The organism is Sulfitobacter sp. SBS6 (assembly GCF_048285585.1).
GTDB classification, from domain to species: Bacteria; Pseudomonadota; Alphaproteobacteria; order Rhodobacterales; family Rhodobacteraceae; genus Sulfitobacter; species Sulfitobacter pontiacus.
The window spans coordinates 61,660-84,691 of the sequence record NZ_JBLWBA010000005.1; the positions used below are offsets into that span (position 1 = coordinate 61,660).

Sequence of the window (23,032 nt, forward strand, 5' to 3'; positions counted from 1 at the left end):
TTGTGTCCTACTTCTGCACAAACCCTAGCAGACGAGAGGCACCATGGCCGAAAAACGAAAGCTGTTCGAGGACGTAGGCGAGGCGCAGGCCACGCGCCCCGTGGCACAGGCTGGCGGCATTGACCGCGGGCGGGGTGGGGCACGCCGTGGCATCCGTATCTGGCTGTTCATCCTATTCGCATTGGTCTTTGTGATGATCGCCGTGGGCGGTCTGACCCGATTGACCGACAGTGGCCTGAGCATCACCGAATGGAAGCCCTTTACCGGAGCCATGCCGCCGATGAACGAGGCGGACTGGCAGTCGGAATTCGCCAAATACCAAGAGATTGACGAGTTTCAGGTCCAGAACTCCTGGATGGAACTGTCTGATTTCAAAGCAATCTACTGGTGGGAATGGGGTCATCGGCAGTTGGGCCGGGTGATTGGTCTGGTCTGGGCTGTCGGGTTCTTGTGGTTTCTCTTGCGTCGCCAGATCCCCGTTGGTTGGTCCGGGCGTTTGCTTGTGTTGGGCGGTCTTGGCGGTCTGCAGGGTGCGATCGGCTGGTGGATGGTGTCGTCGGGCGTCACCACCGGAGAGGCGGTTCTGGATGTCGCCAGCTACCGTTTGGCCACGCATCTGGGGCTTGCCTTTGTCATCCTTGGGTTCATCACCTGGTATGCGTTGCTCTTGGGCCGAAGCGAGCGTGACCTGATGCAGGCGCGACGCGCCAAGGAGGCGAAGCTTTTCGGCATGTCCACGGGCCTGTTGCATTTTGCCTTCCTGCAGATCCTGTTGGGCGCGCTGGTCGCGGGGATCGATGCGGGGCGGTTCTTTGTCGATTGGCCGCTGATGCAGGGGCAGTTCTTTCCGCCTGACGCCTTCAGCATCACGCCGGTCTGGCGCAACTTCTTTGAAAACCCCGGGCTGGTGCAGTTCATGCACCGCATGGCGGGCTATCTGCTGTTTGCCTTCGCTATCGTGGTCTGGCTGCGGGGCCGTAAGTCGGCGCATCCCAATACGCGCAAAGCGTTTAACCTGATGATGATCGCGATGCTGGGGCAGATTGCCTTGGGCATTGTGACCGTGATCAACGCCGCACCGGTACATATCGCGATCTTCCATCAGGTGCTTGCCGTGGTGCTGTGGGTGCTGATCCTGCGCGCCCGCTTCCTGAGCGCCTATCCCATTCCGACATCTGTACGAGGTAAATCCTGATGAGTGCTTTTGATGAGCTGATGGCGTTCCAGCGCGAAACCGAGGCGCTGGCACAGGTCGCGGGCCGGTTGGGTTGGGATCAGGAGACCGTCATGCCACGCGGGGCCGCCCCGCAGCGTGGTGAGGAGATGGCGGCAATGGAAGGCGTGCTTCATGCGCGCCGTGTTGATCCGCGCATTCCCGAGTGGCTGGACAGGATCGACGAGGCGGCGCTGAACCCCGTCGGACAAGCCCAGCTGCGTGACATCCGTCGTAGTCACGCGCGCAGCTCTAAAGTGCCGGCAGCCCTTGCCGCGCGCATCGCGCGGGTCACCTCGGAAGCGCAGGGCATCTGGGCCGAGGCGCGCGCCGCCGATGATGTCGCGGCCTTTGCGCCAACCTTGGCCGAGGTGATCGCGTTGAAGCGCGAAGAGGGGCAGGCGCTGGCTGCTGGCGGCGATGTCTATGACGCGATGCTGGATGACTATGAACCCGGTGCGCGCGCTGCCGAGCTGGAGGCGATGTTCGGCGCATTGCGCCCCGAGCTGACGCGCCTGCGCGAAGCCGTGCGCGCCGCCGAAGCACCGCCGGTGCTAGAGGGCCGCTTTGACGCGGAGACCCAGATGAAGCTGACACGTCAGCTCGCCACCACCTTCGGCTATGATATGTCCATGGGGCGTGTCGACAAGGCCGTGCATCCGTTCTCAAGCGGGTCCGGGCTTGATGTGCGGATCACCACACGCACCAACGAGCTGGACCCGTTCAACTGTTTCTATTCCACCATCCACGAGGTCGGGCATGCCTGCTACGAGCAGGGCATCGACAAGGACTACCTTTTGACGCCGCTTGGGGCGGGGGTGTCTATGGGGGTCCACGAAAGTCAAAGCCGGATCTATGAAAACCAGCTTGGGCGCAGCCGTGCCTTTACCGGCTGGTTGTATAGTCAGATGCGCGATGCCTTCGGTGATTTTGGCGTAGCGGATGAAGAAACCTTCTACCGCATCGTCAACCGTGTCTCTGACGGCTACATCCGGACCGAGGCCGACGAGCTGCAATACAATTTGCACGTGCTTTTGCGGTTTGATCTGGAACGCGCTTTGATGGCGGGTGATCTGCAGGTCGGTGATCTGGAAGCCGCGTGGAACGACAGGTTCGAGGCTGATTTCGGCTATGCGGTTGACCGGCCCTCGAATGGCGTGCTGCAAGATGTACATTGGTCGGTCGGGTTGTTCGGCTATTTCCCGACATATTCCTTGGGCAATGTCTATGCCGGATGCCTGAATACGGCGCTGCGCCGCGATGTACCGGAACTGGATGCGCAATTGGCGCAGGGCGATACCTCTGCGGCGACGGGCTGGCTGCGTGAGAATGTCCAACGCCACGGCGGGCTTTACGCCCCGCGGAATCTGATCACGCGCGCCACCGGGGAGCAGCCGAGCGAGGCACCCTTGCTTTCCTATTTGACGGAGAAATTCAGCACTCTATATGCATTATAGTCTGGCCGCGCCCGAAAACGCTCGGTTGTGCGGTTATTGACTTGATCAAACTGAACGCGAACCTAAGATCAAGTTTGCTATTGCACCGTGAATATGCGATATGATGACCAAGATTTATGACCTTCGCAAACTGGAGAAATTATTATGACACGCTTTACAGCATTTGCCGCCGCGCTTTTGATGACTGCCGGCGCAGCTTCCGCCCAAGTTACAACCCAAGCCGCTGTTGGTGGTGATTCCGGCGTTGCCGGCTACCCAACCACAGTTGTTGGCGAAAACGGCGTTACCTACGCTTGCCAAGCACCTACCGAAATCGATGGCATCATTGCACGTCGTTGCATCGATCCAAGCGCCGCTGGTGGCGTTGGCTTTGAGGGTCTGAGCCCCGCCGCAGCCGGTGGTATCGCAGCGGTTATCGTTGCAGTTGCAGTTATCGCAAGCAACGATGACGACGCAAACGGCACAAACGGTTCCAACGGTTCCAACGGGTCGTAAGCAATACAGATCTGACGATCTGAGAGTTTCGAAAACGCCCCCTCGGGGGCGTTTTTTTATGGGTTTCCAATCCGTAGCGCGCAAAGAAAAAAGCCGCCCACTCAGTACGAGGGGCGGCTTTCAGCATTCTGTCAGGTGACTTACGCCTCAGGCGTTGCGATCTCGTCGTCGCCGGTTTCATCACCTTGGTCTGCAATCCAGGCAACGCTTACCACAACTTCGCCGCGTCCGGTGTCAAAGACTTTGACGCCACCGGCACTGCGCGACCGGAAGGAAATACCCTCTACCGGGACGCGAATCGATTGCCCTTTAGAGGTCGCGAGCATGATCTGATCATCCATCTCGACAGGGAAGGAGGCGACGATATCGCCACCGCGCATCGCTTTGTCCATCGCGGTCACGCCTAGGCCACCACGCCCGCGCACAGGATAGTCGTGGCTGGAGGATAGTTTGCCCGCGCCTTTTTCGGTGATTGTCAGCAGCAGGTTCTCGGCCGCGGACATTTCGGCGTAGCGCTCTTGCGAGAAATTCGGATCGGCGGGGGCTTCGTCTTCGTCGCCTTCCGCATCATCGGCCAGACCGGCCATCGCGCGGCGCATCTTGAGGTAGGCCGTCCGTTCTTCCGAGCTGGCGTCGAAGTGACGGATGATCGACATGGAGACGACCTTGTCATCGCCGTTCAGCTTGATTCCACGCACCCCGACAGAGGCGCGGCTGTTGAAGACGCGCACATCCGTCGCAGGGAAGCGGATCGCGCGGCCTGAATTGGTCACCAGCATGACATCATCGTCATTCGACGCGATGCGTGCGTTGATCAGCGTGGTGTCGGCGTGGTCATCTTCGAACTTCATGGCGATCTTGCCGTTGCGCATGACGTTTGTGAAATCCGACAGCTTGTTCCGGCGCACGGTGCCCGCGGATGTCGCAAAGACCACCTGCAGATCGTCCCATTCTTTTTCGTCGCGGTCCACGGGCATAATCGCCGCGATGGAGACGCCGGTCGGGATGGGCAGGATATTGACGATCGCCTTGCCCTTTGACGTGCGCCCGCCTTGGGGCAAACGCCAGGTCTTGAGCTTGTAGACCATACCGTCGGTCGTAAAGAACAGCAGTTGCGTATGGGTATTGGCAACGAAGAGGGTGGTGACGACGTCCTCTTCCTTCGTCTGCATGCCCGAAACACCTTTGCCGCCGCGGCGTTGGCTGCGGAAATCGACCAGTGGGGTGCGTTTGATATAGCCGCCGGAGGTTACGGTCACGACCATATCCTCGCGCGCGATCAGATCTTCGTCGTCCATGTCGCCGGACCAGTCGACGATCTCTGTGCGGCGCGGCACGGCAAACTGGTCTTTCACTTCGGCCAGCTCGTCCGAGATGATGCCCATGATCCGTTCGCGGCTGCCCAGAATTTCAAGGTATTCCTTGATCTTCTTGGCCAGTTCTTCCAGCTCGTCGGTGACCTCTTTCACCCCGATCTGCGTCAGACGCTGCAAACGCAGTTCCAGAATGGCGCGGGCCTGTGCTTCGGACAGGTTATAGGTGCCGTCGTCATTGGCGGTATGTGTCGGATCGTCGATCAATGCGATATATTGCAGGATCTGTTCCGCGGGCCAGCGGCGGGTCATCAGCTTTTCGCGCGCTTCCGCGGCATCGGCGGAGGACCGGATGGTCGCGACGACCTCGTCAATATTGGTAACGGCCACGGCCAGACCACACAGGATGTGGCTGCGTTCACGCGCCTTGCGCAGCAGATAGGCGGTGCGGCGGGCGACGACATCTTCGCGGAAATCGATGAAGGATGTCAGGAACTTGCGCAGGGTCAGCTGTTCGGGCCGGCCGCCGTTGAGCGCCAGCATGTTACAGCCGAAATAGGTCTGCATCGGGGTGAAACGGTAAAGCTGGTTCATCACCACTTCGGCGGTGGCGTCGCGCTTCAGCTCGATCACAACCCGCACGCCGTTGCGGTCAGATTCGTCCTGAACATGGGCGATGCCGTCGATCTTCTTCTCGCGCACCTGCTCGGCGATCTTTTCGATCATGGTGGATTTATTCACCTGATAGCAGATCTCGTCGATGACGATGGCGAAACGGTCTTTGCGAATCTCTTCGACACGGGTCTTGGCCCGCATGATCACACTGCCGCGCCCCTCAAGATAGGCTTTGCGCGCGCCCGAACGACCCAACATGATCCCGCCGGTGGGGAAGTCGGGGCCGGGGATATATTCGATCAGCTCTTCCGAGGTCAGATCGGGGTTCTCGATCAGGGCCTGACAGGCGTCGATCACTTCGCCCAAGTTATGCGGCGGGATGTTCGTCGCCATACCAACGGCGATACCGCCCGCGCCATTGACCAGCATATTCGGGAACCGTGCCGGCAAAACTGTAGGTTCGCGTTCTTTGCCATCGTAGTTGTCGATGAAATCAACGGTTTCCTTGTCCAGATCGCCGGTCATGAAGGACGCGACCTTATCAAGGCGCGATTCCGTATAACGCATTGCCGCAGCGCTATCGCCGTCCATCGAGCCAAAGTTACCCTGACCGTCAATCAGCGGCAGCGACATAGAGAAGTCCTGCGCCATGCGGACCAGAGCGTCATAGATCGCGCTGTCCCCATGCGGGTGATAGGAGCCCATCACGTCGCCCACGGACTTTGCTGACTTGCGGTAGGCTTTTTCGTGGGTGATGCCTTTTTCATACATCGAATAGATGATGCGGCGGTGAACCGGTTTCAGCCCGTCTCGCAGGTCGGGAATGGCGCGCGAAACGATGACCGACATGGCGTAATCCAGATAGGATGTCCGCATCTCGTGTTCGATATTGACCGAAGGGCCATCATACACGGGGCGCGTAGCCGGGATTTCGTCATCGTTTTCAGGGGTTTCTGGCGTGTCGTTCACGTAATCTGCCTAGCTCTTGCTGGTTCTATATCTTGCGGTTTTGTATAGCAGACGGGGCATATCGGGTGCAATGCCTGCGGCCTTGGCAGGCGGGGATTCACTTGCTCATCAGGCTAAGTTGTTGAAATGTAATGATACTAAATCCGGCGTCATTTTTGTGGCGTAACGTCAATGTCAATTGGTGGTTCAAGCCCGCGCGTTTGGGGTAGGCTAAAGCAAAACGAGGGGAGGCATCTACGTGCAACAGATATTGGTCAATCAAAACGCAATCACCGAAACCCGCATGCTCGAGGCGGAGGGAGAGCCGCTGGCGCCGGGACAGGCGCGTCTTGCGATCGAAAGCTTCGCGGTGACATCGAACAATGTGACCTATGCGGCGGCGGGTTTCGATATCGGCTATTGGCAGTTTTTCCCGACATCCGAGAACGGATGGGGGATCGTGCCCGTGTGGGGGACTGCAAAAGTCGTCGAAAGCCGCACAGATGTGCTTGAGCTCGGCACGCGGTTGTATGGATTTTATCCAATGGCCTCCGAGCTGGTGATCACGCCTGAAAAAGGCGCGGCCGGTCTGGTGGATGCGGCGGCACATCGGGCGAAACTGCCCTTGATCTATAATCAGTACACGCCCGTCAAAACCGCCCCCGCATCAGAGGATCACCTGCGCGCCTTGCTGCAACCGCTGCTGGCGACGTCGTATCTGATTTACGACTGGCTGCTGGATAATGAGTTCTTCGGTGCCAAGCAGATTATTGTGGGCAGCGCCTCGTCCAAGACCGGATTGGGCCTGTGCAGCTATCTCGCCGAGGCAGAGGCGCGCGGGGTCAAGATCGTGGGCCTCACGTCTGCTGGCAATCGCGCGTTTGTCGAAGGTTTGGGGCATTGCGATACGGTGCTGACCTATGACCAGATTGACGCGCTGGCCCATGTCCCATCGGTCTATGTCGATATGTCCGGCAATAGTACGGTCAAAGCCAAACTTCACAGTACGTTGAAAAATCAGCTGAAACATTCCTCGGCTGTCGGGCTGAGCCATTGGGATCAGTTCACCCCGACAGCCCCGTTGGATGGCCCCAAGCCGCAATTCTTCTTTGCGCCCTCACAGGTCGCCAAGCGGCGCGAGGAATGGGGCCCCGGCAAGATCGAGGCGCAGATCACCGCCGCGTGGAAACGCATCGCGGCCAGCGCATCCGATTGGATGGAGGTGCAGGTACATGACGGCGTGGCCGATGCGGAAGAGGTCTATGCCACCCTTGCACGGGGGGAGGCCGACCCCAAGGTCGGCGCGATCATCCGCCCCTAGTGCTGTGCGGGCGCGGGGTCAGGCCGAACAGCTTGCCCCGCCCAAGACGCAGAATTTGGCGCAATGAGGGTGGTTCAGGGCTACGTCTTTCTCCGCTTCTTCCAGCGAATGGCCCAGCTCGAACTCTTCGGTGTAGGGCAGCAGGGTGCAGGCCAGCACGGCAGGGGTCGCCGCACCTTTGCGCTTTACCACCATACGCGAGCTTGAACACATCACCGCGTCGGGGGATTTATCCAGAATTCCCCAGCAGGCGGTGGTGATTTCGGGCACTTCGACGGTTTCATCCATCTCAGGGAAAAGCACTGTCATCCCAGGGTCTTGCGGGTCGATGTCAAAGCTGTGTTCAGCGTAGAAAGCCCCGTATCCGGCGCGGCTGTCTTCGTCTGTCGCGCCAAAGACCGACCGCCCTGCAACGGCCATGCGGATGTTATTATCGCGCAGCCATTTCATGCCGGTCACTGTCTTTTCCAGCGCGCCCGCGCCGCGCTCTGCGTCATGCAGATCGGTGCGGTAGTGATCCACGGAAATGCGCAATGTCAGCTTGCCGGGATAGGCTTCGTTCAGGCGCACCAGCCCCGCTTGCACCGATTTACGCATCATCGGGCGCATGGCGTTGGTCAGGATCAGCACGTCATATCCGGCGGACAGCGAGGCTTCGGTGATCTCGATCATTTGCGGGTTCATGAATGGCTCGCCGCCGGTAAAGGCAATCTCTGTCACCGGCCAGTTGCGCTGCGTGATTTGCCCCAGATAATCGCGCACCTCGTCGGCGGTGATATAGACCAGCGCATCATTCGTGGGGCTGGATGCGATATAGCAGTTCACACATTCAATGTTGCACAGGGTGCCGGTGTTGAACCACAGGGTCTGCGGGTTTGTCAGGCTGACAGTCGCGCGGGGGTCGCCCTTGGCCGTCAGGGCAGGGTCCTGAAATTTACCGATATTTGCGTCGACAACGTCTTTCATAGGAAACCGGGCCTCACCTGTATAAATTACTTTTCTTTGTCTATGCGAATGGTATGCGCAATAAAACCCCGTGTCATTTGGTGCACAGACTTGTGAAAAACGGAAATCTCAGTATGTTTGCGCTAACATCACATCTCGGCACCCAAACGTCGTAGCCTCGCGACAAGGAGCATCCACATGGTATCACGCGTCATTCCGGTCGATCCTTTTGATCTGGTGATTTTCGGCGGCACAGGCGATCTGGCGCGCCGCAAGATCCTGCCGGGCTTGTTCCGGCGCTTTTGTGCAGGGCAGATGCCAGAAAACGCCCGTGTCATCGGTGCCGCGCGCACAGAAATGGACCGCGCGGGCTACCAGCAGATGATCCGCGAGGCGATTGCCGAATTCAACGGCGACTTCGAGCACGAGAAGGCGCAGCTGGACGGGTTCATCGACCGGCTGGAATATGTCGCGATTGACGCCAAAGGCGAGGACGGCTGGGCCGAGCTGCAAAAGCTCATGGCCGGGACCGAACGGGTAGAGGCCTATTATTTCTCCGTCTCGCCCGCGTTGTTCGGTGATCTGGCGGAACGTCTGCAACAATGGGGCATGGCGGACGCGCAAAGCCGGATCGTCGTCGAAAAGCCCTTTGGCCGCGACCTGAAAACCGCGCAGGCGCTCAACGCCACGCTCGCCAAGTATTTCGACGAAAGCCAGATCTACCGGATCGACCACTATCTGGGTAAAGAGACGGTGCAAAACCTGATGGCTGTGCGGTTTGGCAACATGCTGTTCGAGCCGCTGTGGAACAGCCAATATGTCGATCACATCCAGATCACCGTGGCTGAAACCGTCGGCGTCGGGGGCAGGGGCGAATATTACGACAAATCGGGTGCCATGCGCGATATGGTGCAAAACCACCTGATGCAGCTTTTGTGCCTGATCGCGATGGAGCCGCCCGCGCGGTTTGACCCCGACGCGGTACGCGATGAAAAGCTCAAGGTGATCCGCGCGCTGGACCCTGTGCTGCCGCATCACATCGCCCGCGGTCAATATCAGGCAGAACCGTGCAACGAGGCCGAACAACCCGGTTACCGTACCGCTGTGGGGGATCCACGCTCGCGCACCGAAAGCTTCGTCGCGCTGAAAACCCACATCAGTAACTGGCGGTGGGCTGGCACGCCTTTTTATCTGCGCACCGGCAAACGCATGGCGGCGCGGTCCTCCGAGATCACGGTCGTCTTCAAGGAGACACCCCATTCGATTTTTGCAGAAGACGCAGGCCGCCACCGCAACGTTCTGTCGATCCGTTTGCAGCCGAACGAAGGCATCACCCTTGGCGTGACGATCAAGGAACCGGGCCCGGGCGGCATGCGTTTGGTGGACGTGCCCTTGGATATGACATTCGCCGACGCTTTGGGGCCTGAAGGCGCTGAACAGGTAGACGCCTATGAACGTCTGATCATGGACGTGATCCGTGGCAACCAGACCCTGTTCATGCGCGGCGACGAGGTAGAGGCCGCTTGGGCCTGGACCGACCCGATCATCCAGGGCTGGGAAGCGCGCAATGACGTGCCCAAACCCTACGACAGCGGGTCCGACGGCCCGACAGATGCCAACGAACTGATGCGCCGTGACCAGCGCCAATGGCGGGAGTATTCTGCATGAGGTTGATCGAATATGCCGACCGCGAAGTCCTTGCGATGGACCTCGCCAATCTGATCGCGGGGGAGCTGAAGAACGCCCTGTTATCCCATGACACGGTCAGCTTTGCGGTGCCGGGCGGAACAACCCCGGGGCCGATATTTGACAGCCTGAGCGCGGCCAATCTTGATTGGGCGCGGGTGCAGGTCATGCTGGGTGACGAACGCTGGGTCGCCCCCGACCACGAGATGTCGAACGCGCGGCTCTTGCGCAATCGCCTGCTGGTGGGCCGCGCGGCCGAGGCTGCGTTCACCCCTTTCTACATCGACGGACTGACCTCGGCCGAGGCCGCAGAAACACTGTCCCCCCAGATCGAAACCCGATTGCCGCTGTCGGTGCTGTTGCTGGGCATGGGCGCGGATATGCACACGGCTTCGCTCTTTCCCGGGTCAAACGGGCTGGAGGCGGCGATGGCCGCGGACGCGCCGGCGCTCTGTCCGATCGATGTCGACGGGCAGGACATCGGGCGCATCACCCTGTCGCGCAGGGTGCTGGAAGGTGCAATGTCAAAACATCTTGTGATCTTTGGCGATGAAAAACGTGCAGCGGTGGAACAGGCGCAAAGCCTGCCGGCCCTCCAGGCCCCCATCGGCGCAGTATTGAACGAGGCAACAGTACATTGGGCACCATGACGCAATTTGATGATTTGATCCGTATGCAGGCGGCGGTGCAAGACCGCTCTATCCTGTCGTTGTTCGACACAGCCGATCGCGCCCAGACGTTCAGCGCGCAGACCGGCGACATGTTGTTCGATTTCTCCAAAACCAATCTTGACCGCGATACGATGGATGCGCTGCTGGCGCTGATCGATGCCGCCGATGTGCCCGCGCGCCGCGATGCGATGTTCGCCGGCGAAAAGATCAACGAGACCGAAGACCGCGCCGTATTGCACACCGCGCTGCGCAACCTTGATGGGGGCGCGGTGATGGTGGATGGAGCGGATGTGATGCCCGGCGTCCATGATACGCTCGACCGGATGCGCGGTTTCACGGATCAGATCCGCAGCAGCGACATCACGGATGTGGTGAATATCGGTATCGGCGGGTCCGATCTTGGGCCCGCGATGGCGGTGCAGGCGCTCTCGCCCTATCATGACGGGCCGCGCTGCCACTTCGTGTCGAATGTCGACGGGGCGCATATCTCGGACACGCTCCGCGGGCTCGATGCGAAAACCACGCTGGTAATCGTCGCTTCCAAGACCTTCACCACGATCGAGACGATGACCAACGCCCGAACCGCGCGCGCGTGGATGACAGAGAATGGCGGCGATCCGGCAAAGCAGTTTGCAGCCCTGAGCACAGCGCAGGACAAGACCAGCGATTTCGGCATCGACGCAGATCAGGTCTTTGGCTTCGAAGACTGGGTCGGCGGGCGCTATTCCGTCTGGGGGCCCATTGGCCTGTCGCTGATGATCGCCATTGGCCCACGAGCCTTTGATGCGTTCTTGCGCGGGGGGCAGGCGATGGACCGTCACTTCTGCGCGGCCGCCCCCCATGAGAACATGCCGATGCTACTGGCCCTGGTCGGCATCTGGCACAATCAGATCTGTGGCTATGCCACCCGCGCCGTGCTGCCCTATGACCAGCGGTTGGGGCAACTGCCCGATTACCTCCAGCAGCTTGAGATGGAATCCAACGGCAAGTCGACCCTGATGGATGGCACTGCCGCGCCCTATCACACGGGCCCCGTCGTCTGGGGGGCTGCGGGCACCAATGGCCAGCACGCGTTCTACCAGTTGATCCACCAGGGCACCCGCGTCATTCCGTGCGAATTCCTGATCGCGGCCAATGGGCACGAGCCGGACCTGACGCACCACCACAAGCTGCTGATCGCCAATTGCCTTGCGCAATCCGAAGCTTTGATGCGCGGGCGATCCTTGCAAGAAGCGTCAGAGATGATGGCGGGAAAAGGTCTGACCGGTGCCGAGCTGGACCGTCAGGCGCGCCACCGCGTCTTCCCCGGAAACCGCCCCTCGACCACGCTCAGCTACTCTCTGCTCGACCCGTTCACTTTGGGGCAGATCATCGCGCTGTATGAACATCGCGTCTTTGTGGAAGGCGTCATCCTGGGCATCAATTCCTACGACCAATGGGGTGTGGAACTGGGCAAAGAGCTCGCCACCTCTTTGCAGCCCATCGTCGAGGGCGCGGCACCTGCCACCGATAAAGACGGCTCAACCGCCGCTCTTGTCGCCTTTATTGCAAAACACGCCGATTAGGATCACGGCTTCATTTTGCCAAATAAACTCCGGGGAGTGTGAGGGGCAGGGCCCCTCATCCCCAACCTCGCGCACAGCGCTGCAGCCTACCCGTTCAGCGCGATGTCATAGGTCACCCAGCCCGTGCGGGTCGCCAGCTTGTCGTAGGCCCCACGCCCGCGATAGTTATCCTCTGCTGTGATCCAGCGCAGCGTGCCCCAGCCGTTGTTTTTCGCCACCGTCTCAACCGCTTTGATCAGCGCCTGTGCGGCTCCGGACCCGCGGGCCTGCGGGCTGACGAACAGATCATCCAGAAAACAGTTTGTCGCCGCGCGCAGCTGGCTGACAAAGGGGCGGTAATGGGTGAACCCGACAAGCGCGCCGCTGGCATCCTGTGCCACGATGCAATTGCTGCCGTGATCGGGGTCCATCAGCCAGCCAAAGACGGTTTCACGCATCTGCGGCGTCTGATCGACCTTGTAGAAGGCGGCGTAGCCGGCAAAAAGCGCTTCCCAATCGCTGCGATCCGCGGCGTCCATCGGGCGGGTGGTGATTGTCATAACTTATGTTCCTTTCGATGCATGCGCACGCGGCGGTTACCCCTCGGGGCGGGCGTTTTCAGTCTGCTCAAAATATTGTTTCAAGCGGTCGGGCAGGGGATACCGACCGGAGCCGTCCCGTTCCAGAAGTACTAAAATACACTCGAACGTCGCCCGCAGTTCGCGGCCTACCCAAACCTCTTGCGCCAACGCGTAAGAGGTGTTGCGAAAGCTGGTGCAGCGGCAGGTCACGATGTAATTCTCGCGCTCCAGCATCTCTTGCAGATAGCGGATCGACCCTGACCGGATCACCACGCGCGGGCCGGGGCTGTCGATCAGCCCGCCTTCCACCAATGACTGCGTATAGCGGATGCGCAGCCGTTCGAACCATTCAAAATAGACGGTGTTATTGACGTGGTTATTGGTGTCCAGATCAGAGAAGCGGACCTGATCTGCCATGGCCAGCGGTTGCGGTGTCGGCATACCGGCGGCGCGTTGCTGATCGGGGGAAAGGGGCGTGTGATAAATAACTGTCATGAACCCTGCGTAAGCAGCAATGAGGGCGCTTGCAAGACTGGGGTGATTTGTCCATTTTGCACCCAACGACTAATTGGGAGGATGCGCCATGCTTGGCCAAATGATGAATAAACCGCTGCTGATTTCGAGCTTGATCGAACACGCACAACGCTTTCACGGCGAGACAGAGATTGTCTCTGTCAAGACCACCGGCGGGTTGGAGCAGACCTCTTGGGGGCAAGTCGCGCGCAATGCCCGTGCGCTGGCCTCTGCGCTGACAAATCTGGGGCTGGACCCGCAGGCGCGCTGCGGCACCATCGCCTGGAACAACCGCCGTCACCTTGAAATCTACTTTGGTGCATCGGGCGGCGGTTTCGTCTGCCACACCATTAACCCGCGTCTCTTCCCCGAACAGCTTGTCTATATCCTGAACCACGCCGAAGATAAGGTGCTGTTCATCGACAAGACGTTTGTGCCGCTGATCGCAGGCATTCAGGACAAGCTTGAACACCTAGAGCATGTCGTTCTGATGGAAGGCACCGATGAAGAAGCCGCCGCGCAACTGCCCGGGATCAAGTTCTATGACGACCTGATCGCCAGCGGCGACCCCGAGTTCATCTGGCCGGATCTGGACGAGAACACCGCCTCCAGCCTGTGCTACACCTCGGGCACCACGGGTAACCCCAAGGGCGTTCTGTATTCACACCGTTCGACCGTGTTGCACAGCTTTGGGATCAACCTGGCCGACAGCATTGCGATCACGGCCAAGGATGTGGTGCTGCCCGTGGTGCCGATGTTCCACGTCAACGCCTGGGGCGCGCCCTATGCCTGCGCTATGGTTGGCGCGGCGATGGTAATGCCCGGTCCCGGTCTGGATGGCCCATCGCTGGTGAAACTGATCGACACCAACCATGTGTCGCTGGCGCTTGGCGTTCCAACCATCTGGCTGGGGCTGCTGAACGAGGCGGATAAGATCGGCAGCAAGCTGGAAAGCCTGCAGCGTACGGTCGTTGGCGGCTCTGCCTGCCCGCCGTCGATGATGACCGCCTTCCGCGAGAAATACGGCGTTGAGACGATCCACGCCTGGGGCATGACAGAGATGTCGCCCGTCGGCAGCATCAACCAGCTGCTGGCCAAACACACCAAGCTTCCTGCCGACGCGCAAAACAAGCTGCGCGAAAATCAGGGTCGTCCGGTCTTTGGTGTGGATCTTGAAATCCTTGATGACGACGGCAATCCCGTGGCGCATGACGGCGTGACGCAGGGCGATCTGGTCACCAAGGGTTACTGGATTCTTGACAGCTATTTCCGCAAGACCCGCAGCGAGACGCTGAACAAGGACGGTTGGTTCGACACGGGCGATGTGGCGACAATGGACCCCGACGGCTATGTCACGATCCGCGATCGGTCAAAAGATATCATCAAGTCGGGCGGCGAATGGATCAGCTCGGTCGAGCTTGAAAACATCGCGATCGGTCACCCGCAAATCGCAGATGCGGCCGTCATCGGTGCCCGTCACGAAAAATGGGACGAACGTCCGATCCTGATTGCTGTAAAAGCCGAAGGCCAGGACCCGAGCGAGGCAGAGATTCTGTCGATCTTCGAAGATAAGATCGCCAAATGGCAGATCCCTGATCGCGTCGTCTTTACCGACGCATTGCCGCGCAACGCGACCGGCAAGGTGTTGAAACGTGATCTGCGCGAAAGCTTCGGCGAAGTGCTGATCAACGGCTGATGAATGCTTCACCGGGGCAGGCTACTGCCCCGGTGACTGAGCTTTCTTCTGTCCCACAGTATAGAATATATGCGGGGCAGGAGCGTTATATGTGGTCTTCAGAAGGGCGCATTATGAAGCGGAGACATTGACCTTAAACGTAGGTCTGTCGCCGACAGTGGCACCTCGTACAGACTTTTTGCGGCATGGTTGTACTGTCACGCCAGCGATGAATACCAAATTTGCACGGCACGCGTGAAAGCGCCCGAAAAAGCCTTAAGATCATGTAGCACCTATATTTAAGCGCCAAAGAAATTTCTGGCGTAGAGCGCAGCCTACGGTGCCAGTGGTTACCAAGTCATTAACGCAACTTTAAGGTGTGGTGATTTGCTGGGGGAACCCCCCGCAGATTCCTGGTTATCATTCGGTTTTTCTTGCGGTGCTAAGTCTTGATCTTAAGGGTGTTGTGATTATTAGTTATAAATTAAGCTCTTACATCATGATTTTCGAAGAGGTGTTGTGAAATTTCACACGCTTTAAATCTGTAAATTGATCTAATTGCTTGAATCTATTGCATCTAAGGTTGAGTTAGGGCTTCTCTCGCTTCACCCGCGCCCGCGATAGGGCGGCACGCCTTGATCGGGAATCCAGACGCTTTTGGGGGTCTCGCCCGTTTGCCAGAACACGTCGATGGGGATGCCTCCGCGCGGATACCAGTATCCGCCGATGCGCAGCCAGCGGGGCGACAGCAGCTCTACCAGACGGCGGCCGATCGAGACGGTGCAATCCTCGTGAAAGGCACCGTGGTTGCGAAATGCGCCCAGATAAAGCTTGAGCGATTTGGACTCCACCAGATACTGATCCGGCACATAGTCAATCACCAGATGCGCAAAGTCGGGCTGGCCGGTCATCGGGCAAAGCGAGGTGAACTCGGGCGCGGTGAAGCGCACGCAATAATCGACATCGGCCTGAGGGTTCGCGACTTTCTCGAGCATCGCTTCTTCGGGCGAGGCGGGAAGCTCTGTCTTGCCGCCAAGCTGCTGCAAATCGCTGTAAATCGTTTCCATAAATCCTCCGGTGGCGGGTCAGACCCCGCGTTTGTTGCCCCATAGCAATACATGTAGTTGCGGCAGCAAGCGCGGTGTGAACCAGCGATCTGCCATGGTTTTATCCACCAGCCACAACAGCTTATCCGCCAGCACCTGCGGATCGACAGCGACGCTGGGGTCGACCTCGCCGTTGCCCGGTTGCAGATAAAGCGGCAATTTGGGGTAGCGGGTGGCGGCGTCGCGGGCCCAATTGTAATCCGCGTCGTCGAATATCACGATCTTCATCACCGTCTGGACTGCCGTTTCGCCAGCCGCAACGCAACGGTCGAAAGCGGCCCAATCCACCGTCTCGCCGCTGGACGGTGGTTTCGGGCTCAGCACAAGACAATCCAGCTGACCGAACCACGGTTTCGCGATGGAGCCTTGCGTTTCGCAGGCAAAACGGTAGCCGGCGGCATGACCCAATTGGATCAAGGGCGCGAAGTCCTGAATGGCGGGGTTGCCGCCTGACAGGGATACGGTCAGCGGCGTGTTGTCTGACAGGCGCTGCACCTCTTGCCAGACCGCGTCGGTCGACATGATGGCCCAGTCATGGCGGAATGCGGGATCGACCGCGTGCATGCTGTCACACCACGCGCAACGATAGTCACAGCCGCCCGTGCGCACAAAGACGGTGGGTTCCCCGATCAACGCGCCTTCGCCCTGTATCGTGGGGCCGAATACCTCGGCGATGCGTAGCTGGCTCATGGCCGGTACTCTGCCCAGGTTTTGGGCGTCTCGCTGACCTTGACGGCGGTGGTTTCGGGCCAATGCTGCGCGCACCATTCATAGAGATGACGCGCCATATTCTCGCCGGTGGAGACAAAATCCAGCACGTCGTTGAGGTGACGGTGATCGAAGGTCTCGTCTATATAGGTCTTGAGCGGCTTCAGCTCTCCGTAGTCGCGAACAAAACCGTCAGCGTTCAGCTCTTTGGCTCGAAGCTCCACCACCACGACATAGTTATGCCCGTGCAGGCGGGCGCATTGGTGGCCATCGGGCAGATGCGACAGCTGATGTGAGGCGGAGAAATGGAACTCTTTCGTAATGGTATACATTAGGTGAGGATCTTACGCTTGACCGCTTCGGCCCAGAAATCGGGATCGTCATATTGGGTCGGGTCGGCAACCCCCGCCAGATCGAAAGCCTCGCGCCGTTCCACGCAGGTACCACAGCGCCCGCAGTGATGCGCGCCGCCCTTGTAGCAAGACCAAGTTTCGGCGAAGGGGGTGTTATGGCGCTGGCCCTCGGTCACGATATCGGCTTTTGAGCGGTGCACAAACGGCGTGTAAAGCGACACATCGGCGTAGCCGTCCAGCGCCATATATTGCATGAACTCAAACGCTTGGGTGAAATCGGGGCGGCAGTCGGGGTAGATAAAGTGATCGCCCCCATGCACCGCGGTTGCGACGGCCTGATCCCCCCGTGCGGCGGCAATGCCATAGGCGACTGTCAGCATGATCGCATTCCGGTTGGGGACAACGGTGACCCGCATCGTTTCTTCGGCGTAATGCCCGTCGGGTACATCCACATCATCAGTCAGCGCGGACCCGGTCAGCGCCGCACCGATCCCGCGCATATCGATGATGTCATGGGGAACATCCAGACGTTTGGCGCAGAGCGCGGCATAGTCCAGTTCCTTGCGGTGGCGCTGGCCGTAGTCGAACGACACGAGCCCCGTCAGCTTGCGATTGGCCGCCACCATGTGAGCGAGCGACACAGAATCCAATCCGCCGGAGCAGATGACAATCGTTTTCATTTCTTAACCCTTGTTTTGATACCCGGGTAGGCTGCGACCGGGAAGGCGCCTGATAGACGAGACGATCAGGGATGCCAAGGGGGCCAATGCGGCGGATTTGGCGCGAAATGTCGCTTTCGCAGCGTCACACATAGAAAAACCGCCAGACCGATGGGGTCTGGCGGCACAGCGCATTCTTCCCGCGAACGGGTGGGAGGTGCCCGCGCGCAGTCAGATCAGGCGCAAACCCGTGATCAGGCGGATTGCATCAGCAAAGCCCGGTTCTTCCATTCGGGGTCGGTGACGGCATCGACCAAAGCGGCGGCAACATCGCCACGGGCGGCCTTGGCTTTGACGTCAACGCTGTCGCCAAAGATCATATTCCGATTGCCCGCATCATCCGTCAGCGCGACGGGGCGCAGGATGGCGTATTCGAGGCCGGAGTTTTGCAGATGCACGTCGGCTTCGTGTTTGGCTTGCAGATAATGCGCAAGCTCGCTGTCTGGGTCAGGGTTGTCTGCGCCGACACTGCTGAGCATCACAAAGCGCGAGATGCCGGCCTTGGCGGCGATATCAACCAGATCTTTGGCACCATCGCGGTCGACCTTGTCGGTCATCTCCGGCCCTGTGGACCCGCCGGAGCCCGCGGCAAAGATCACCGCATCGCAGCCTTCGCAGGCGTCAGCGGTCAGATTGGTCAGGTCCCCCTTGCGCAGCACCACGTCGGAGGCCAGCGCACTGGTGTCAGAGGAATCGCGGACAAGGGCGATCGGCGTGTGACCCTGTTCGCGAAGTTGTTCAGTGACGCGGATACCGGTTTTGCCGGTCGCGCCGGCGACGAGAATATTCATGGTTGTAATCCTTGTTATACGTGTCGCGGAAAAACTGCCCGCCGCGCGGCCTTCGCGCAGCGGGCGGCACTTTACAGCAGCGACAATAGCTTGTGGGCGGCTTCTTCCGAAGACGCGGGGTTCTGGCCGGTGACAAGCTTGCCATCGGTCACCACGAAGGATGCCCAGTCGTCACCCTTCTTATAGGTCCCACCATTGGTTTTGAGCATGTCTTCGACCAGAAAGGGGACCACATCGGTCAGGCCCACGGCCTCTTCCTCGGTATTGGTGAAACCGGTGACGGTTTTGCCCGATACCAGCGGTTTGTCGTCGGTGCCTTTGGTGTGCTTGAACACCGCTGGCGCGTGGCAGACGGCCCCGACGGGGCGGTCGCTGGCGGCAAAGCTTTCGATCAGGTTGATGCTGGCCTTGTCTTCAGCCAGATCCCACAGCGGGCCGTGGCCCCCGGGGTAGAAGATCGCGTCGAAACCGTCAGCCGAAACGCTCGACAGCACCTCGGTATTGGCCAGCTCTTTCTGTGCGGCGTCGTCGCCCTTGAACCGTTTGGTCGCGTCGGTTTGCGCATCATCTGCATCGCTGGACGGATCAAGCGGGGGCTGTCCGCCTTTGGGTGATGCCAAAGTGATCTCTGCACCAGCGTCCTTGAACACATAATAGGGGGCCGCGAACTCTTCGAGCCAGAAACCGGTTTTGTTACCAGTGTCGCCCAGCTTGTCGTGGGAGGTGAGTACCATGAGAATTTTCATGTTTTTGGGCCTTTCAATTCATTTCCTATACCGGTCAGGGCGTCATTGGGGGCGCCGCAATCACGACCGCGTAGACCGTTCAACGAATGGGCGCGCCCGTTGTTCCGCGATATGTCTGACGTTTTTGTGACTGATGCGGGTGCGGAAGGGGCAATGGTGGATATGCTCTGGCACCATAGGGGCAAAGCGATTAAACCCGCGGTAGTTTTTCGCGGGAAAGGTCCGGCCGGATGCATAGAGTAGAACTAGCCGAACGGCCCCACTGGCGCGACCACGCCAAAGAGGTCGGTTTTTCCTTCGCGGACATGCACGGGGAACCCTATTGGGACGAAACCTCTGTCTATGCGTTCTCGCTTGATCAGATTGAAAATGACATCGAAGACCCCGCGACCGCGCTGCATGCTATGTGCCGCGAGGCGGTGGATCACATCCTTGCCAGCGAAGAGCTGTTGGACAAGCTTGCCATTCCCGAAGCGCACCGCGACCTCATCGCGAACAGCTGGAAGCAAGGCGACCCCGAGATCTATGGCCGCTTCGATCTGGCATATGACGGGCAGGGTCCTGCCAAGTTGCTGGAGTATAATGCCGATACGCCGACCTCGCTTTATGAATCGGCGGCCTTCCAGTGGCAGTGGTTGGAAGATCAGCTAGAGGCAGGCAACCTGCCCGAGGGGGCGGATCAGTTCAACGGCATCCACGAGGCGCTTGTCGCCCGTTTCGCCGATGTGTTTGAACCCGATAGCGATCTGCATTTCACCGCCGTGGCGGGCAATCCCGAAGATTACGGCACGGTAGAGGCAATGGGCTGGGCCGCGCGCGAGGCGGGGTTGGGCGCGCATTATTGCGACCTTGATAAAATCGCGCTGAGCGATGACGGGCAGTTTCTGGATGATGAGGACCGCCGCATCGCCGTCTTGTTCAAACTCTACCCGTGGGAAGACCTGCTGCGCGACGATTACGCGGACCACATCGAAGGCTCTGGCTGTCTGTTCCTTGAACCCGCGTGGAAAGCGCTGCTGTCCAACAAGGGCCTGCTGCCCGTGCTGTGGGAGATGTTCGAGGATCACCCGAACCTGCTCCCTGCGTTCTTTGAGCAGGATGTGGGCGAGGCGATGGCGGGGCGCGGCTCTGTCACGGGGCGTGCGGCGGATGCCTTTGACCGTGCGCGGGCAGGGCTTGCACGGGCCCATGTGCGCAAACCGATCCTGTCGCGCGAAGGGGCCTCGGTCGAGATCATGAAATCCGGCCAGATCATCGAAAGTGCCAGCAACACGGCGTATGCCGAACACCCGCGTATCCTTCAGGCCTATGCGCCCTTGCCGCAGTTCGACGGGATGCGCCCCGTGGTCGGCGCGTGGATCATCGGGCAGACCTGTGCGGGCATCGGCCTGCGCGAGGACAGGTCTAGGATCACGCAGGATCTGTCACGTTTCAAACCCCATTACATTGCGCCATATTCCGGTTAGCATCGTCGCCTAATCGCCGAACCACAGCAGAAAGCAGATCATCATGACAAAACGGTCAAAACGCGTCGCCATCGCGATCATCGGGGCCACCGCCTTTACGCTGGCCGGTTGCCGCGACGAAAAGATTGATGCCGCTGCCTTTCCCGATGTGCAAAGCTGCAAGAACGAGGCGTCTTTTGGGGGCACATTCACCGCCGCCGATTGTGAAACCGCCTTTGCCGAGGCAGAGACACTGCATGTGGAATCCGCACCGCGCTACAACAGTCTGGATGTCTGCGAAGAACAACACGGCGAAGGGGCCTGCGGGTCAGAGGCGCAGCAAACACAGGGCGGATCGGGCGGTATCTTTATGCCGTTGCTCGCGGGCTATCTGATCGGGAACATGCTGGGCGGGCGGTCGGGTATGGCCGCAAGCCAGCCGATGTACAAGACGGCGGATGGCAAGTTCACCAATGCGGCGCGCACCAGCACCTATTCCAGCAACAAGGGTGCCGCCAAGCTCAGCACCTCGCAATTCACCCGCCCCGCGACGACCGTGGGCAAAACCCCGATGACCCGTGCGACGGCGAAATCCCGCGGCGGTTTCGGGAAGGTGGGCAGCGGGCGCACGGGCTTTGGCGGCTAAGGGCGCGGGTGTCGCACACGCAGACGTGACCGCTGCAGCCGCAACCGCAGGAACTTGATACGACGGCCATGTGTTTGCCCTTCGACGCGAATAAGCGAAGAAGGAGCAGACATGTCCAAGATCACGACAATCAATCCCGCCACCGAAGAAGAGATCCAGTCCTACGATCTGATGAGCGAGGCAGAGGCTATTCAGCGGATCGAAGCCTGTCATGACGCGCATCTTGAGTGGCGCAAGCTGTCGCACAAGGAACGCGCGCCCTATCTGACCAAGATCGCCGCCAAGCTGCGCGAGAACGCGGATGAATTAGCCGCTCTTATGACGCGCGAGACAGGTAAGCTGCTGAAAGATGGCAAGACCGAGGTAGAGATTTGCGCGGCCATCTTTGAGTATACCGCCAAGAATGGCCCCGACGTGCTTGCGGATGAAGAGCGCACCCACGGTGCCGACGGCAAACGCGGGGTCGTGAGCTATCAGCCTATCGGCGTCATCTATTCGATCCAGCCGTGGAACTTCCCACTGTATCAACCCACCCGTGTGCTTGCGGCGAACCTGATGACCGGCAACGGTTGTGTTCTGAAACACGCGAGCATCTGCACTGGATCGGGCCTGCGCCTGCGCGAACTTTGTATCGAGGCAGGGCTACGGGAAGACCTGTTCCAAGTGATCCTCATCGACCACGACACCAGCGACAAGCTGATCGAACACCCCAAGGTGCGTGGCGTGACAATGACGGGCAGCGATGGCGCGGGCCGTCACATCGGGTCGGTCGCCGCGAAGTCGCTGAAAAAGACCGTGCTCGAGCTCGGGTCCAACGACGCCTATCTGGTGCTTGAGGATGCTGATATCGAAACAGCGGTCAAATTCTCGGTTATGGGTCGGCTCTATAACAACGGGGAAACCTGTGTTTCGGCAAAACGCTTTATTGTCGCCGATAAGGTCCATGACGCCTTTGTCGATGCCTTCGTCACCGAGATGAAAAAGATCAATATGGGTGATCCGACCGACGAAAACGTTCAGCTGGGTCCATTGTCCAGCCAGGACCAGTTCGAGACCGTGCGCGATCAGGTAAAAGAAAGCGTTGATAAAGGGGCCAAGGTGCTGTGCGGTGGCGAGGTGCCTGACCGTACGGGGGCCTATTATCCCGCGACCGTTCTGTCCGACCTTAAATCCGGTATGCCGGCGTTTGACGATGAAATCTTCGGGCCCGTTGCGTCGATCATCCGTGCGAAGGATGACGAAGACGCGATGCGTCTGGCGAATGACAGCCGCTACGGTCTGGGCGGCGGAATATTCTCGAAGGACGAGGACCGCGCGTTGAAGCTCGCGAGAGAGCATTTCGACACAGGCATGATCCGCATCAACTCCTTCGGGGCTGCCGATCCGAATATGCCCTTTGGCGGGGTGAAAGATTCCGGCTATGGGCGTGAGCATGGCGGATTCGGCATGAAGGAATTCGCCAACGCCAAGGCGATTTTCCTGCCCTAAGCCTGCGAGGCAACGGTAAACGTGGTGCGCGCGTCGGAGATATGTCCGGCGCG

At 59.5% G+C, this 23,032-nt stretch carries 21 protein-coding genes; 11 read left to right on the top strand and 10 right to left on the bottom strand.

What is annotated here, in order from left to right; genetic code table 11:
• Window positions 1–43 precede the first annotated feature (43 nt).
• From ctaA to ACNQ62_RS03690, 3 genes are all read left to right on the top strand, one after another.
• Window positions 44–1,195: a heme A synthase gene (gene ctaA, locus ACNQ62_RS03680; protein WP_037944373.1), complete on the top strand. Its 1,152-nt coding sequence runs from the start codon at window positions 44–46 to the stop codon at window positions 1,193–1,195.
• Window positions 1,195–2,670 (top strand): carboxypeptidase M32, encoded by a 1,476-nt coding sequence (locus ACNQ62_RS03685; protein WP_418094238.1) that lies wholly within the window; start codon window positions 1,195–1,197, stop codon window positions 2,668–2,670. Before ctaA ends, ACNQ62_RS03685 begins: the two co-directional genes overlap by 1 nt.
• A 144-nt stretch (window positions 2,671–2,814) precedes the next feature.
• Window positions 2,815–3,165, top strand: coding sequence for a hypothetical protein (locus ACNQ62_RS03690; RefSeq protein WP_005853754.1), 351 nt, complete (start codon window positions 2,815–2,817; stop codon window positions 3,163–3,165).
• A 140-nt stretch (window positions 3,166–3,305) separates the two neighbouring features.
• Here ACNQ62_RS03690 and gyrA read toward each other — a convergent pair whose 3' ends face one another.
• Window positions 3,306–6,062 carry a DNA gyrase subunit A gene (gyrA, locus tag ACNQ62_RS03695; protein ID WP_037944370.1) on the bottom strand — a complete coding sequence of 919 codons (2,757 nt, stop codon included), beginning with the start codon at window positions 6,060–6,062 and terminating at the stop codon, window positions 3,306–3,308.
• Window positions 6,063–6,300: 238 nt separating this feature from the next.
• On the opposite strand from gyrA, the gene ACNQ62_RS03700 reads away from it, so the two are divergent.
• Window positions 6,301–7,362 carry a DUF2855 family protein gene (locus ACNQ62_RS03700; RefSeq protein ID WP_418094239.1) on the top strand — a complete coding sequence of 354 codons (1,062 nt, stop codon included), beginning with the start codon at window positions 6,301–6,303 and terminating at the stop codon, window positions 7,360–7,362.
• Between the two features lie 18 nt (window positions 7,363–7,380).
• Here the strand turns inward: ACNQ62_RS03700 and ACNQ62_RS03705 are convergent, their stop codons facing one another.
• Window positions 7,381–8,328 carry a radical SAM protein gene (locus tag ACNQ62_RS03705; protein WP_418094240.1) on the bottom strand — a complete coding sequence of 316 codons (948 nt, stop codon included), beginning with the start codon at window positions 8,326–8,328 and terminating at the stop codon, window positions 7,381–7,383.
• A gap of 177 nt (window positions 8,329–8,505) precedes the next feature.
• On the opposite strand from ACNQ62_RS03705, the gene zwf reads away from it, so the two are divergent.
• The 3 genes from zwf to pgi are packed head-to-tail and all read left to right on the top strand — an operon-like array spanning window position 8,506 to window position 12,229.
• A complete protein-coding gene (gene zwf / locus ACNQ62_RS03710) occupies window positions 8,506–9,975 on the top strand; it encodes a glucose-6-phosphate dehydrogenase (protein ID WP_009824722.1) in 1,470 nt (489 codons plus the stop codon).
• Window positions 9,972–10,643, top strand: a complete 672-nt coding sequence (gene pgl, locus ACNQ62_RS03715; protein WP_005853745.1) for a 6-phosphogluconolactonase — start codon at window positions 9,972–9,974, stop codon at window positions 10,641–10,643. The genes zwf and pgl overlap by 4 nt, the downstream gene beginning before the upstream one ends.
• Entirely contained in the window at window positions 10,640–12,229 is a 1,590-nt protein-coding gene (gene pgi / locus ACNQ62_RS03720) for a glucose-6-phosphate isomerase (protein ID WP_418094241.1), read from the top strand. The genes pgl and pgi overlap by 4 nt, the downstream gene beginning before the upstream one ends.
• A gap of 86 nt (window positions 12,230–12,315) precedes the next feature.
• On the opposite strand, the gene ACNQ62_RS03725 is transcribed toward pgi, so the two are convergent.
• Window positions 12,316–12,768 (bottom strand): GNAT family N-acetyltransferase, encoded by a 453-nt coding sequence (locus ACNQ62_RS03725; RefSeq protein WP_418094242.1) that lies wholly within the window; start codon window positions 12,766–12,768, stop codon window positions 12,316–12,318.
• 36 nt (window positions 12,769–12,804) lie between these two features.
• The gene (locus ACNQ62_RS03730; RefSeq protein WP_289081061.1) at window positions 12,805–13,284 is read right to left on the bottom strand and encodes an acyl-CoA thioesterase; all 480 of its coding nucleotides are present in this window, start codon (window positions 13,282–13,284) and stop codon (window positions 12,805–12,807) included.
• An 88-nt stretch (window positions 13,285–13,372) separates the two neighbouring features.
• Here ACNQ62_RS03730 and ACNQ62_RS03735 point away from each other — a divergent pair, with 88 nt between their 5' ends.
• Window positions 13,373–14,998 (top strand): long-chain fatty acid--CoA ligase, encoded by a 1,626-nt coding sequence (locus tag ACNQ62_RS03735; protein WP_037944362.1) that lies wholly within the window; start codon window positions 13,373–13,375, stop codon window positions 14,996–14,998.
• 584 nt (window positions 14,999–15,582) lie between these two features.
• On the opposite strand, the gene queF is transcribed toward ACNQ62_RS03735, so the two are convergent.
• From queF to ACNQ62_RS03765, 6 genes are all read right to left on the bottom strand, one after another.
• Window positions 15,583–16,044, bottom strand: a complete 462-nt coding sequence (gene queF / locus ACNQ62_RS03740) for a preQ(1) synthase (protein ID WP_005853736.1) — start codon at window positions 16,042–16,044, stop codon at window positions 15,583–15,585.
• Window positions 16,045–16,062: 18 nt separating this feature from the next.
• On the bottom strand, window positions 16,063–16,773 hold the full coding sequence (gene queE / locus ACNQ62_RS03745) for a 7-carboxy-7-deazaguanine synthase QueE (RefSeq protein ID WP_418094243.1): 711 nt from the start codon (window positions 16,771–16,773) through the stop codon (window positions 16,063–16,065).
• Window positions 16,770–17,123: a 6-carboxytetrahydropterin synthase QueD gene (gene queD / locus ACNQ62_RS03750; protein WP_009824714.1), complete on the bottom strand. Its 354-nt coding sequence runs from the start codon at window positions 17,121–17,123 to the stop codon at window positions 16,770–16,772. The genes queE and queD overlap by 4 nt, the downstream gene beginning before the upstream one ends.
• Window positions 17,123–17,824 carry a 7-cyano-7-deazaguanine synthase QueC gene (queC, locus tag ACNQ62_RS03755; RefSeq protein ID WP_341205293.1) on the bottom strand — a complete coding sequence of 234 codons (702 nt, stop codon included), beginning with the start codon at window positions 17,822–17,824 and terminating at the stop codon, window positions 17,123–17,125. The genes queD and queC overlap by 1 nt, the downstream gene beginning before the upstream one ends.
• 233 nt (window positions 17,825–18,057) lie before the next feature.
• Entirely contained in the window at window positions 18,058–18,654 is a 597-nt protein-coding gene (locus tag ACNQ62_RS03760) for an SDR family oxidoreductase (RefSeq protein WP_348656196.1), read from the bottom strand.
• 71 nt (window positions 18,655–18,725) lie between these two features.
• On the bottom strand, window positions 18,726–19,400 hold the full coding sequence (locus ACNQ62_RS03765; protein WP_037944355.1) for a type 1 glutamine amidotransferase domain-containing protein: 675 nt from the start codon (window positions 19,398–19,400) through the stop codon (window positions 18,726–18,728).
• Between the two features lie 230 nt (window positions 19,401–19,630).
• Here ACNQ62_RS03765 and ACNQ62_RS03770 point away from each other — a divergent pair, with 230 nt between their 5' ends.
• The 3 genes from ACNQ62_RS03770 to ACNQ62_RS03780 all read left to right on the top strand — a co-directional run bounded on the left by ACNQ62_RS03770 (window position 19,631) and on the right by ACNQ62_RS03780 (window position 22,979).
• Window positions 19,631–20,866 (top strand): glutathionylspermidine synthase family protein, encoded by a 1,236-nt coding sequence (locus ACNQ62_RS03770; RefSeq protein WP_418094244.1) that lies wholly within the window; start codon window positions 19,631–19,633, stop codon window positions 20,864–20,866.
• Window positions 20,867–20,909: 43 nt separating this feature from the next.
• Window positions 20,910–21,491: a DUF1190 domain-containing protein gene (locus tag ACNQ62_RS03775; protein WP_005853722.1), complete on the top strand. Its 582-nt coding sequence runs from the start codon at window positions 20,910–20,912 to the stop codon at window positions 21,489–21,491.
• A gap of 111 nt (window positions 21,492–21,602) precedes the next feature.
• Window positions 21,603–22,979, top strand: coding sequence for an NAD-dependent succinate-semialdehyde dehydrogenase (locus ACNQ62_RS03780; protein ID WP_418094245.1), 1,377 nt, complete (start codon window positions 21,603–21,605; stop codon window positions 22,977–22,979).
• The last annotated feature ends 53 nt before the right edge of the window (window positions 22,980–23,032 follow it).